Raw genomic sequence first — 13991 nt, 5'->3', positions numbered from 1 at the left:
TACTTTTATGAGAAAATGGACGTATTTAGTCGCAACCTTGCTCATGGCAGGTACGACGGCGACATTCACGGGATGTATTGATACCGATGAACCGGAAGGCATTGCAGAACTTAGGGGAGCAAAGTCTGAATTTATCAAAGCTCAAGCTGCAGTTGAGCTTGTAGAGGCTGAATTGAGAAAAGCACAGGTTGCAGAGCAAGAATTAGTTAATGCAGGTTTGGCACTTCAGAATAAGTCTGCAGAAATTGATTTGCAGTTGCATGAACTGGACATTCAAGTAAAGAAACTTTTGATTGAAAAGGAAGAAGCTGCTACTGCACAAGCAAAAGCTGAAGCGGAAGCTGCCATTGCAAAAGCTGAAGCTGACAAAACTAAGTGGGAAAATGAAAAGGCATTGATTGTTGAGCAGTATAAGGAAAAAATGCTTCTTGCCGAAACAGCCACTGCTAAAGCACAGGAAGCTTACAAACAAGCTATGGAACAGATTGAAGCTTCCAAGATTTTGCTGACAGATGAAGAACAAATTCGTTTAAATGTTGTAGAGGCAAAAGTTGCTTATGCTAAGATAGCTATGGATAAGGCTATGTATGGATATTCAACGACAGAAGTTAAGACTGAACAAAGGCTTGTATCTAAATCAACAAGTTCACAGACAAGTGTTGGCGAAGGAGCTGGGACAACAACTACTACTGGTACTGATGAAAAGTATATTACATATTATGTAATTACACAAAAACCGGATAATGCAAATAACGGATATGCAGAAGGTAGCTTGAAGAAACTTCAGGAACAGTTGGCGGACTATCCTAATTGGGTGGCTGATGGAAACATCGAGGCTAAATTGAAGAATGCTGTGGAAATCGCTGAATCCAATTTGAATATAGCACAAAAAACAGCTGATGGATATAAGGCTATTCTGGATAATGAATATACTACATTAGCCGATTGGGAAGCAGAAGTTAAAAAGCTGAAGGATGAAATGGCAACATTAGATGTCCAGAAACGACAGTATGAACTTAAAAAAGAAGAATTAAAAGTTGCTAATCCTAACTTGGAAAAGAACAAAACTGCTGCTAAGAAAAAATTAGACGATGCTAAGGAGGCTCTCAATAAAGTTAATGCTACTACTAATGTAGCTTCTGCTTACTCTAAAAAAGCAGATCAGAGCATTCTTAAAGGCCTGAATGATGCTTTTGATGGTATTTCTGATGGAGTAGATGGCTATAATAAATCAACAGGTGAATTCAGCTATGCAAAAACTGTACTGGTTACTAAGGCGCAAGAACAGATTGATGGCTGGAATAAACTTATTGATGCAGCTACTCAAGGAATTGATTTGGAAGATCTTGCATGGTCTAAACTTGAAGTCGTGAAAGCAGAGGCTGAAGCAACAAAAGCTAATGAAACTTACGATGCTGATTATAAGACTTGGGAGAAAGCTCGCGATAAATATATTGAAGTTGAAGCTATTGATATAGATGCTTCAAAAAAAGCTGCCGAAGCTGCAATAGCTGCTTATAATAAATTGGGTGATGCTGCTAGAACACAGGATGCTAATATCAGTAAATTAGCTACTGCTTTGGCTGAATACTATCAGGATGCTTTGGATAAGGAACTTAAAAGTACAAAAGCAGAAGCAACAGAGACTTCTACCAATACTAAAAAAGCAATTTCAGCTTGGATAATAGCTAATCCTTTGACAAACTTCAAGTCAATTGTAGGGCTAGAATTAAATTTAATTGAATGGACAGCTGGTGCTGTGACAAAAGCTAATAAGATAGAACAAGCTGATGCAAATAAGCTTCTTGAACTTGGAGCATCTGCTGGTGATATTCCATATGAGTCATGGAAAAAAGCTTCAACAAAAGTATTTGGTGATAAATTTAATCGTGATAATGAACCTAGAAGAGTTGCTGTGTCAGCTGATATGGTTCTTAAGGAAGTTAATGGCAATAGACTGGCAACAGAATTGCAAGATGGTGACTATGGAACTCTTGGTATCTCTATTTATGCAACGGCAGAAGCTGCACGTCTGACTGCTGTGATAAACCAGGCTGATACCTATAAAGCTTTGAAAGCAGAGTTTACAGCTCAAAAAGCTAAAGAACAAGCTACGCTGGATAAGAAAAAAACAGAATTGGCTGCAAATGTAACAAAAGCACAGACTGCTTTGACTGACGCTGAAGCAGCTTATGATAAAGTCTTTAAGGAAGTAGAGGCAAATATTAAGAAAGTTAGTGAGGACTATGACTATAAAGACGCTATAAAAGATAAGATTGAGTCTACAATTTCTGACTATATTGCTAGCCTTGACGAGTTAGGTGATGATTATAAAAATATGACTTTGGAGGAAATCAAAGAAGCTATTAATGCTGAATATTTAAAAGCTGTTACTAGCCTTCTTGATAAAAAAGCAGCTTTGGCTACTGCTGAAAGAAATTTAGAGAAGTTGGCCGAAGGTACGTATACTGATAATAATTATATCGAGGATACATTTGCAAATATTCAGGAAAATATCAAAGTAAAACAGGCTGAATATGATGCTGCCAAGGCAGATTATGATACTGCAAGCGCTCAGTTGAAAGCACTTCTTGCTATCTTCTTGAAATAATTCCCTAACTACGTAAAAGTAACAAGATGATAAAAAAACTATGCACATTACTTTTGCTGACCTGTATGACAGCTGCGCCTTCAATGGCGCAGCGTTACAGCAGCAGTGATGATGCGTCGTTTGCCCCGAAGAAAGGACAGTGGCAGGTTTCAGTCCTGCTTGGTAGCGGAAAGTTCTTTAACGAGAACACTTCTTATCTGCTTCCCAAGTTCTCCAATGACGGAGGAGTAGTCGGACTTCCCAATGGAGGAACGGATAACTCCGGCGATCTGAACCGCTATCTGAACATCGGGAGTCTGAATAATAATAGTCTGGTCAATATAGCTGGAATTGAAGGTAAGTATTTCGTGTCTGACAATTGGGATGTAAATTTCCAGTTCAGCATGAACGTCAGCCTCACTCCAAAGAAAGACTATGTAGAAGGAGACAACAGTGTACCCGACATGATTATCCCTGCGCAAAGTTATATCAATGCGCAGATGACCAACAACTGGTATGTATCTGTCGGTTCCAACTACTATTTCAAGACTCGCAACGAACGTATTCATCCGTATCTCGGAGGCGCACTCGGCTTCCAGATGGCACGCATTGAAACGACCGAACCATACACTGGAGACACCTATAAGGATAGTGACGACTCGGAAGAACTTCCGTCACAGGTCTATGTTTCCGGAAGTAAAGCCGGTCAGATGTACGGTTTCAAAGTAGCTGCCGTAGCAGGTATCGAGTATAGCATTGCTAAAGGTTTCGTTTTCGGTTTCGAAATGCACCCTCTGGCTTACCGCTATGACCTGATACAGATTTGCCCGAAAGGATTTGATAAATATAATGTCAGTCACCACAACATCAAGATATTTGAAATGCCTATGGTGAAACTGGGATTCAGATTCTAAGGATGAATGATTATACAAATGTATGAATGAAAAGAGAAAGCCGTTCAGCTGATAGTGCGGGCGGCTTTTCTTTTTTAAAGAAGAATGAAGAGCTTAATGAACAGATATGTGAAACTTTTATCTTTTCTTTCGGGAGTATGCTTGATAGCGGCTTGCACCGGGCATCAGATAAAAGGTTACGAGATTAACGGCAGTGCACCTTTGCCCGAATTCGAAGGAAAAATGGTTTATATGAAAGATGCTTCGAGCGGGCAGCCGGTAGATAGTGCAGAAATAATCCACGGAAAGTTTGCTTTTGCCGATACGGTGACTATTGTGTCGCCCGTAGTAAAAGTGCTTTCTATTCGTGCCAGCAAATCGGGACTGGAATACCGCCTCCCTGTCGTCATAGAAAATGGCAGTATCCAAGCCGATATTTCCGATGTGGTTTGTACGGGAGGAACAATGCTGAATGAACGGATGCAGGATTTTCTCATGGCTGTTGATGAATATTCCACAGCCTGCGAGAACAAACAAACGGAACAGATAAAATCCGGTTTTGCGGATTTATTGAAAAAATACATAGAAATCAATGATGACAATGCGGTAGGAGAATATATCCGGACTGCCTATCGTTCATCACTTTGATGCAATCAGATTGCTTTTAAGACTATAAACTAAATTTCCCACATAATAATATCCTCTCCAGATATTTCCTCCATATTTTTATAGAAGGGAGTGTTGCATAAGAGAGACAGAAATGTGCCCTTGTGAAAGTCCGTATTTCTGTATTGTTATGTTTTGAGGACGTTCCCGTATTTCCCATTCCCTTTTTCCCCCGGGGACGTCCTTTTTTCCTTTAATCCTGCGAGTGATATTGGGTAGGCAATACTCCGAACATCTCTTTAAAACATTTACTGAAATAACTCGGTGTAGCGAATCCCACTTTTTCCGATATTTCAATAACGGTCAGTTCCGTATGAGTCAGTAATCCGGCAGCTTTCTTCAAACGGATGCTTCGGATAAATTCTGTGGGTTTCTGTCCGGTGATAATTTGCAGTTTACGGTAAAGATTCATTCGGCTCATACACATGTCGTCACTGAAAGCTTCCACGCTATAATCACTGTTATCCAGATTCTTTTCGACCAGTTCGATTGCTTTTTCCAGAAATCGTTCGTCTACTTTGGAGGAAGTGAGATCTTCCGCATTAACCTCAATGCTTGACAAGAATATCTGTTTCCGTTTTTGCTGCAATGCCAGCAGATGCTGGATCCGGTTCTTTAAAATATCCATGTTGAAGGGTTTTGTCAGGTAGCAGTCTGCTCCCGACTGATATCCTGCCAGTTCGTTTTCGTCACCTGTGCGGGCAGTAAGCAGGATAATGAAGATGTGTGAAGTCTTCATATTCTCTTTCAGCCGGAGACATAATTCAAACCCGTCCATTCCCGGCATCATGACATCACTCACAATGATATCCACTTCTTTCTCATTGGCGATGGCTTCCGCTTCTTCTCCGTTGGAGGCTTCCCATACCTGATATTCTTGTGATAACTGCTGATACATGAATTGGCGGAATTCTTCATTGTCTTCTACAATCAAAATGGTCTTCCGGGCATCTGATGAGTTCGTTTCAGTTGCTCCGGATTCATCCGGTATATTCTCCTCTCTCGGTAGCAAACGTTTATCAACCAGATTGGTCGGAAGATAGACACAAAATTCAGTTCCTTCTTCTTTATTGCTTTCCACTTCTATAAAACCTTGATGCATGGCGACATATTCTTTCACAATATGCAGTCCGATGCCGCTTCCTGCTGTTGCCTGTCTGTGGGTGTTTGCCCCGATCTGATAATAGCGGTCGAATATATGGGGAAGTTCATCTGCTGCTATTTCCTGTCCGGTGTTCTGCACGATGATGCAGACGTATTGTATCCCTCCTCTGTTCTCCATTTTGAAAAACACATCGATTCTTCCTTCCGGAGGTGTAAATTTGAAAGCATTATTGAGTAAGTTGTAGAGAATCCTGTGTACTTTATCCCGGTCAAGATACATATAAAGCGTTTGTTTCAGTGGTATGACTGAAAAGCGAATCTGCTTGTTGTTCGCATACGACTTGAATGCTTCGCAAGTAGTTGTGACAAATTCACTGATATCTGCATTCGTCAGATTCAGTTTTTCTTCGCTCACTTCCAGTTTGCGGAAATCCAGTAATTGATTGACTAATTGCAGCAACTCTTCAGCATTGCGATAGATGGAAGATAACTGTTGCTTTAACTTGCCGTCCTGCATCTCCGAAAGCAGACTGCTCAGAGGAGTGATAATCAGCGTCAGTGGAGTGCGTAAGTCGTGGCTGACATTCGTAAAGAAACGGAATTTCATCTGTGTCAGTTGTTCTTCCAACTGTTCCTGTTGCTTCCGGTGCAGACGGTTGAAGTAGAACTTTATGACTCCTGCCGCTATCAGAATAAAAGAAAGCATATAAAGGGCGTATGCCCACCATGTCTCGTACCATGCCGGTAGACGATTGATTTGCAGGCAGGATATGGGCTGTGCCCAACAACCGTGAATGTCCGTCGCTTTAATTTCCAGTGTGTAGTTGCCTTTGGGAAGTTTGGTGAAATACGCAGTGTTTACTCCCGGAGGAAGTGACTTCCAGCTTGCATCCCATCCTTTCAGACGGTAGGCATAACTGATTTGTCCGGCGTGTAAGTGTTCTAGCGTAGAAAAGGATATTTCTACATTGATATTATCAGGATTCAATTCTATTTGCCGGGTATTTATACCTGTTATTTGTGTTTTTCCGTCTATTTTGATGGAGGATATAACGGGCTTTATATCGTTGGGAGATTGATCCAGCTCTGCAGATGGGGTAATCAGACAAAAAGCACCGATCCCTCCGAGGCAAATCGTTCCGTCTTTCATTTTGCGGATGGAAAGGAAATAATCCACTTGAATGAAGCGGTCGGAATTATACAGTATTCTAAATGAATGATTCGTAGGGTTGTACTCTTTTACGTATGGGTCTGCCAATATCCACAAATGTCCCAAGTTGTCTATCTCCATTCCTTTGATAGCATCTCCGTTTGTGTTGCAGGCATTCTCTTCCCGGGAGATAACTTTAGTTTGCGGATGATAGCTGTACACATTTCCTTCCAAAGTAGCTACCCACACTTTACCATCAGGAGCGATGAAGACAGATGAATAGTTTTCTCCTTTCCGAATCGTATGTCCTTCTCCTTCCGGGGAAAAATATTGGAACTCCAATGCTTCTGTAATGCAGAATATCGTTCCGTCCGGGGCAACTGCCAGGTCGTTTATCATATTCGCACTCCCCTGAAACTTTTTGAGTTCCCCTTTGGAAAGAGAATATTGATAGATGGCATTTTCTGTGCCTATCCATAAGTTTCCCTGATTGTCCTCGCTTAATACACGAATCTGTCGGACATCCGGCAGTTGGATCTCTTTTGTCAGTTTCATCTTCATGCCTTCATGTTGCAGATGCAATAGACACGCATTATCGGATGCAGCCCAGATTCCGGGTTGAGTATGACATTTCTCGATACATTTTATGATATTATACTTTCCTGTTTCTTCGGAAAAATCCGATGCAAAAGAAATCTGTTCGGAAGCAGGATGGTAGATGGATAATCCGGTTCTTCCCTGCCATATCCAATAATAGTCCCCTTCTTGAATCGTTCTGTCTGCCATCACCGGATAACCGGTAATAGCGGACATGGCAGAAGTAGGGTAACGTTTGATTTTGTTGGCGTCGAACGAGAGGATAAACGTATGGGGAGAATATCCTGGAACCCATACATTGCCGGCACGGTCTTCAATGATTCTATCCAATATCTTTTTGCCTTTAGGAAGAAAACTTTCCGTATCGACGGGGTGAAGTGCATTATCTACAATTCGGTAAGCATATAAATCGTCCATCGCTGAAACCCACAACACTTCCTGCCGGCTGTCTTTAAGTAATCCCAGTATTTGAGTTTTATGCGGTGTCTGTTCGTACCCTTCTAAGGTGACGGGTTGTAACTTACAGATTACTTCCTCCGATTGTGGATTGGAAGAAGGGATTAATTGTACAACTCCTTTTCCCCAAGTAGCCACCCAATAGCAATCATTTTGTACATCTTCAATCATTTGTATGGGCGATGCATCACATGTCCATTGATAAGGCGAGAAGCTGTCTGTTGACGGATGATATTGTAAAAGACCTCCCGATCCTTGCAGTACCCAAAGTTGATGTTTTCCATCTTCGTAAAAGTCAGTAACGTTTCGTCTCGTGCCCTTCCATTCTGAAGGATAACTCCCAAGACATTTGCTTTCACTGGAAAAGTGGTAAATCATACCTTCGGCCGAAGTCCAGATAGTGCCGTCATGAATAGCCCGGACAGCATCGACTCTTTGCTTCTTGAGTTCCCCGTCTGTTATTTCGTTGATTTGATAATTAGCTTTATCCAATCTGTATAAACCACGTTTGGTGCCGAACCAGATATGATGTCCGTTGTCTTCTGTTATACAGGTAATGTCGTTGCTGGATAGCAGGTGAGGCGTATTTAAATCCGAACGAAAGACGTTAATCTGATAACCGTTGTCACGGCACAGGCCTCCGCCTTCTGTTGCATACCACATATAACCTTCGCTATCCTGAAGAATCCGGTGGATATGTGCTACCGGTAACAATCTTTGAGTAGGAAGCTCCGTGACAACGACTTGTTGAGACGAAATGGAAAGAGTAGTCATTAGACTGAGAATGAGACTATAATAGTGTTTTAAAGTCATGCTTTTTATTTGAATACAGATAGCTGTGTTTTTTCCATACAAAGATAGTCTTTTTTTTACAAATACTTTATATCTTTGCAAAACAATGGCATATGCCGCGATTTAACCATACCACTGAAAATATGAAAACAAAAACTTTATTAGGCTTCTTTCTTCTTTCTCTCATGGCTTTTTGTATATCAGCCTGTCAAGATGATGCAGAGATTATTTTATTTAGCGGTTCCGAATTAATCGACGAAACGGGAACCTGTACGAACACGATTTCTTCTACAGTCCTGTATCTTAATGGATGGGAAGCGGAGAATATCGGGATAGCTAATGGAAAAGGTGGTTACTCGGCACAAAGCTCCGATGAGACAATTGTGACGGCAACGGTCAACGATAACAGGTTATGGCTTAGCTCACACGGCAAAAAGGGGAAAGTGACGGTTACCGTTAGTGATAAAGACGGCAATTATGTCACGCTGCCTGTTACTGTTTCTTATGGTGTACTGACTTTTACATGTCTCGACCAACCTGAATTCCAAGTCTCCAGACCCAATGAAGGTATGTTGTTATTTGACGCAGAAGACGATTTGCAGGAGAAGGTGAATGCGGCAATGGTCTTTTATTCTTTTATTAATAAAGGAGATATCTGTGTGTTACGACCGGATGATGTGTATCGTTTGTCTGAAGAAGGAGAAGGAGGGAAATTCACCTATAAAACAAAGGATGAACAGGTGCTTGTTGAAGGGACATATCGGATAGAATGGGCTTCGCTGGCCGGAAAAAAGAAAAAAGCTTTTGTCTTTACATATACAGGTGAAAATGATGTAGAGAAACAACACACCTTCTTTAATTTTAGTCCGTATTTAGGAACTCAAAGTCTTACAAGAGAAAGAGGTCCGATTACTACGGCATGGTTGGAAGATGTATCTGATTCGCCTTATCTCGAAGGTATTTTACCTGCGGATAGAACAGTTGTATACTGGGTGGATACAATGATCTCCAGTTTATCTGCGGAGGAAGTGTAATCCGTATCTCCTAATGATGAGGGTACAAGATTTTCTTTGTGTAAAATAAAAAGGCACAGGAACTTTTCATTCCCGTGCCTTCTTTTATGGGCTATACCTTTACAGCATCCTTATGCGTTCAATGCTTGTTCGATATCAGCAATAATATCATCTGCATTTTCGATACCTACCGATAGACGGATCAGGTCTGGGCGTACACCTGCTTCCATCAGTTGTTCATCCGTCAACTGACGGTGAGTATGGCTTGCCGGATGGAGCACGCAACTACGTGCATCCGCCACATGAGTAACGATCGCAATGAATTCCAGTGAATCCATAAACTTGATAGATACGTCACGTCCGCCTTTCAGTCCGAAGGAGATGACTCCGCAGGAACCGTTCGGCATATATTTCTGTGCAAGGCTGTAATATTTATTGTCCGGCAGTCCGCAATAGTTTACCCAGGCAACTTTCTCATTTTTAGAAAGATATTCAGCTACTTTCTGCGCATTACGGCAGTGTTGAGGCATACGCAGGTGCAACGTTTCAAGTCCCAGATTCAATAAGAAAGAATTTTGCGGGCTTTGGATGCTGCCGAGGTCACGCATCAGTTGGGCAGTTGCTTTGGTGATATAAGCACCTTTGCCGAATGCTTTAGTATAAGTCAGTCCGTGGTATGACTCGTCCGGAGTACAAAGTCCCGGGAATTTTTCAGCATGAGCATCCCAGTCAAAATTACCGCTGTCTACGATACAGCCACCTACGCTTGTAGCGTGTCCGTCCATGTATTTGGTAGTAGAATGAACCACGATGTCAGCTCCCCATTCAAATGGGCGGCAGTTGATCGGAGTCGGGAAAGTATTGTCAACAATCAATGGAACCCCGTGACTGTGTGCGATACGTGCGAACTTTTCAATATCCAGTACTTCAAGAGAAGGGTTGGAAATCGTTTCACCGAATAAAGCTTTTGTATTCGGTTTGAAAGCTGCAGAAATTTCTTCTTCGCTGGCATCCGGATTAACGAAAGTCACATCGATGCCTAGCTTCTTCATGGTCACGCCAAACAGGTTGAACGTACCTCCGTAAATAGCGGAGGAGCAAACAAAGTGATCTCCTGCCTGACAGATATTAAAAATGGCATAGAAGTTGGCGGCCTGACCGCTGGAAGTCAGCATAGCGGCTACACCACCTTCAAGAGCGGCTATTTTGGCGGCAACAGCATCATTCGTTGGATTTTGCAGACGGGTATAAAAGTAGCCACTGTCTTCCAGGTCGAACAGGCGGGCCATCTGCTCGCTGGTATCGTATTTGAAAGTTGTACTTTGATAGATGGGCAATACGCGTGGTTCGCCTTTTTTAGGCGTCCATCCTGCCTGTACACACAGGGTTTCCGGTTTGAATTGTTTTGCCATAATGTTATCGGGTTTTAATGTTTTATTTCAAAAAATGTTTTAATGCTGCAAAAGTAGGGAAAATAATTGTATTTTTGCCCTGTTTATGAGTGAAATGATACTCTTGCGAAGGAGATAGTTAATGTAGTTATGAAAAATAAACTCTATATTCTTTTATTCTTAGCTTTTCTTTTTTCGGGCACAACTCTTTGGGCACAGCAGAAGGCAACTCCGAAAGCGGGTGAAGGCATCTCTTCTTTTCTGTTGAGGCACAACCGCTCTCCGAAGAAGTATTACGACGACTTTATTGAGCTCAATAAACAGAAACTGGGAAAGAACAATGTGCTTAAAGTGGGCGTAACGTATGTTATTCCTCCCATCAAGAAATCAGCTTCCGAAAGTTCCGGAACAAAGCAACAATCTCCGAAAGCTAAATCAACAAAAATAGGAACCACCCTCAATGAGCCTCTGTTTGGAAAGCAACTGGCTGATGTGAAAGTCACTTCCAACCGTCTTGCCGGTGCTTGCTTCTATGTGGTCAGCGGACATGGAGGTCCTGATCCGGGTGCTATCGGGAAAGTTGGTAAATACGAATTGCACGAAGATGAATACGCTTATGATATTGCCCTCCGTCTGGCACGTAACCTGATGCAGGAAGGAGCCGAAGTCCGTATCATCATTCAAGATGCTAAAGATGGTATCCGTGATGATTCGTACCTGTCAAACAGTAAACGGGAGACTTGTATGGGCGATCCAATTCCTTTGAATCAGGTGCAACGCTTACAGCAACGCTGCGATAAAATAAACGCCCTTTACCGGAAAGACCGTAAGAACTATTCTTATTGCAGGGCAATTTTTATTCATATCGATAGCCGTAGTAAGGGAAAACAAACGGATGTCTTTTTCTATTATTCGAATAAAAAGGGAGAAAGCAAACGATTGGCGAATAATATGAAAAATACGTTTGAGTCAAAGTACGATAAGCATCAACCCAACCGGGGCTTTTCCGGCACAGTGAGCGGGCGTAACTTATACGTGCTTTCCCATACCACTCCCGCTTCCGTTTTTGTGGAGTTGGGTAATATCCAGAATACGTTCGATCAGCGTCGGCTGGTGATGAATTCCAATCGTCAGGCACTCGCCAAATGGCTGATGGAAGGCTTCCTGAAAGACTACAAGGAGAAAAAATAATATTTTTACTTCTCCTTTCGTGAACAAAATAAAAATCAGAATGTTTTATATATGCAAATCGCCTGATGGCTACTTGTAGGTATGCGAATATATATAGGCTAGTGAATATGCCTCCCCGGCATAACAGGAAGATTGCATAGTAGTTTTGTCGTGTTTTATTTTGTGTTTGTGTTGTGACGGTGCTGCGATGTGAATCGGGGTGCCGTTTTTTTCGTTTCTCTTGAATTCGTTAAAGAGCGCGTTATTTCATTTTCTTATCATATTATTGAATAAAATCTTATCAATCCTGTGAACAAAATCCGGAAATGTATGTTATTTATTGTGCAAATCGCCTGATAAAGCTTCTTATGCGTATGCGAATATAGATAAGTCAAGCAAGATATGCCTCCCCGGCATGACAGGAAGATTGCATAGTAGTTTTGTCGTGTTTTATTTTGTGTTTGTGTTGTGACGGTGCTGCGATGTGAATCGAGGTGCCGTTTTTTTTGTTACATATAAAAGAAACGGCAGGCTTACAAATAAGAAACGAGCTTACAAATCTTCTAAAGCATATCATAGAATCTCTGCAAGCTCGTTTTATGAGTGGTGCTTTTGCGCACCTTATCTAGTTGTTATAAAGGCATATTACCATGCTTCTTGGGCGGGTTTGTCTGCATCTTGTTTTCCGTCATTTCCAGTGCCTGAATCAGACGTTTGCGAGTCTGTCTCGGATAAATGATTTCGTCAATATATCCCAGTTCGGCAGCCTGATACGGAGTAGCAAACTTTTCTTTGTAAGCTTCCAGTTCCTTGGTCTTTGTTGCTTCGTCAGCTTTGCGGAACAGGATATTGATGGCGCCGTCCGCACCCATTACTGCAATTTCTGCACTTGGGTAAGCGAAGTTCACGTCAGCTCCGGTCTGCTTGGAGTTCATTACGATATAAGCACCACCGTAAGCTTTGCGGGTAATCACAGTCAGTTTGGGAACAGTAGCTTCTGCAAACGCATAAACTATTTTTGCACCGTGACGGATGATACCATTGTTTTCCTGTGTATATCCCGGAAGGAATCCCGGAACATCTTCAAAGGTAATCAATGGGATATTGAAACAATCGCAGAAACGGATAAAACGGCTTGCTTTGTCACTGGCATCAATATCGAGAACACCGGCAAGATAAGCCGGCTGGTTCGCTACGATACCTACCGAACGACCTGCCATACGGGCAAAGCCGATAATGATATTCTTTGCAAAGTTCGGCATCACTTCGAAGAAATAACCATTGTCTATAACGCGTTCGATAATGTCTTTCATGTCATACGGTACGTTCGGATCTACCGGAACGATCGTATCCAGAGAAGCATCTTCGCGGTTTGTTTCGTCGGTGCAAGGCTGTTTCTTGGCTTCATCCATATTATTCTGCGGTAAGAAAGAAAGCAGTTCACGGATGCTCATCAGCAATTCTTCTTCGGAATTGCACATAAAATGAGTCACACCACTCTTGCTGCTATGTGTCATTGCGCCACCCAGCTCTTCTTTACTTACTTCCTCATGAATCACTGCTTTTACTACATCCGGACCAGTCACAAACATATGACTCTTATCTTTCACCATGAAGATGAAATCGGTCAGGGCAGGAGAGTAGCAGGCACCTCCGGCGCAAGGACCGAGGATGGCTGAAATCTGTGGAATCACACCGCTGGCCATTGTATTCTGATAAAAAATATCAGCATAACCGGAAAGGCTCTCGATTCCCTCCTGAATACGTGCACCGCCCGAATCATTCAAAGCGATAATCGGGGCACCGTTCTTCAATGCAAGTTGTTGTACTTTCACAATCTTTTTAGCATTGGAAGCTGACAGTGAGCCGCCATATACCGTAAAGTCATAAGCGTAAACAAACACCTGGCGACCGTCTACCTTTCCGTAACCGGACACGATACCATCTCCCGGAATTTTGTTCTTATCCATACCGTAGTTCGTACAGCGGTGAACCATCAACTTATCCAGTTCAACGAAAGTACCCTTGTCGAGCAACATCTCGATACGTTCGCGGGCAGTCATTTTACCGCTTTCGTGTTGCTTCTCTATTTTATCAACGCCTCCGCCAAGAGAAGCGATGCGGTCACGTTCCTCGAACGTGGCGTATGCTTTATTTATTTCTTCCATA

Annotated in this window: 8 protein-coding genes; 5 read left to right on the top strand and 3 right to left on the bottom strand. The window is 42.2% G+C overall.

Annotated elements, in window-relative coordinates:
* Positions 1 to 7: 7 nt before the first annotated feature.
* The 3 genes from NXX38_RS25375 to NXX38_RS25365 all read left to right on the top strand — a co-directional run bounded on the left by NXX38_RS25375 (position 8) and on the right by NXX38_RS25365 (position 4131).
* Positions 8 to 2611: a hypothetical protein gene (locus tag NXX38_RS25375; protein WP_217721641.1), complete on the top strand. Its 2604-nt coding sequence runs from the start codon at positions 8 to 10 to the stop codon at positions 2609 to 2611.
* A gap of 26 nt (positions 2612 to 2637) precedes the next feature.
* A complete protein-coding gene (locus NXX38_RS25370) occupies positions 2638 to 3504 on the top strand; it encodes a BT1926 family outer membrane beta-barrel protein (protein WP_148365039.1) in 867 nt (288 codons plus the stop codon).
* Positions 3505 to 3588: 84 nt separating this feature from the next.
* Positions 3589 to 4131, top strand: a complete 543-nt coding sequence (locus NXX38_RS25365) for a DUF4369 domain-containing protein (protein ID WP_148365038.1) — start codon at positions 3589 to 3591, stop codon at positions 4129 to 4131.
* A 211-nt stretch (positions 4132 to 4342) separates the two neighbouring features.
* On the opposite strand, the gene NXX38_RS25360 is transcribed toward NXX38_RS25365, so the two are convergent.
* Entirely contained in the window at positions 4343 to 8269 is a 3927-nt protein-coding gene (locus NXX38_RS25360) for a response regulator (protein WP_258981572.1), read from the bottom strand.
* Between the two features lie 92 nt (positions 8270 to 8361).
* Between NXX38_RS25360 and NXX38_RS25355 the strand changes: the two genes are divergently transcribed.
* The gene (locus NXX38_RS25355) at positions 8362 to 9282 is read left to right on the top strand and encodes a hypothetical protein (protein WP_148365036.1); all 921 of its coding nucleotides are present in this window, start codon (positions 8362 to 8364) and stop codon (positions 9280 to 9282) included.
* Positions 9283 to 9392: 110 nt separating this feature from the next.
* On the opposite strand, the gene NXX38_RS25350 is transcribed toward NXX38_RS25355, so the two are convergent.
* A complete protein-coding gene (locus NXX38_RS25350) occupies positions 9393 to 10673 on the bottom strand; it encodes an O-acetylhomoserine aminocarboxypropyltransferase/cysteine synthase family protein (protein WP_004306892.1) in 1281 nt (426 codons plus the stop codon).
* 129 nt (positions 10674 to 10802) lie between these two features.
* Between NXX38_RS25350 and NXX38_RS25345 the strand changes: the two genes are divergently transcribed.
* Positions 10803 to 11843 carry an N-acetylmuramoyl-L-alanine amidase gene (locus tag NXX38_RS25345; protein ID WP_195650054.1) on the top strand — a complete coding sequence of 347 codons (1041 nt, stop codon included), beginning with the start codon at positions 10803 to 10805 and terminating at the stop codon, positions 11841 to 11843.
* Between the two features lie 611 nt (positions 11844 to 12454).
* On the opposite strand, the gene NXX38_RS25340 is transcribed toward NXX38_RS25345, so the two are convergent.
* A complete protein-coding gene (locus NXX38_RS25340; protein WP_195650055.1) occupies positions 12455 to 13990 on the bottom strand; it encodes an acyl-CoA carboxylase subunit beta in 1536 nt (511 codons plus the stop codon).
* Between the last annotated feature and the right edge of the window lies 1 nt (position 13991).

The sequence above is a fragment of the Bacteroides sp. BFG-637 genome, from assembly GCF_024793605.1.
In the GTDB taxonomy this organism is placed as follows: Bacteria; Bacteroidota; Bacteroidia; order Bacteroidales; family Bacteroidaceae; genus Bacteroides; species Bacteroides vicugnae.
This window is presented reverse-complemented; position numbering and strand designations above follow the sequence as displayed.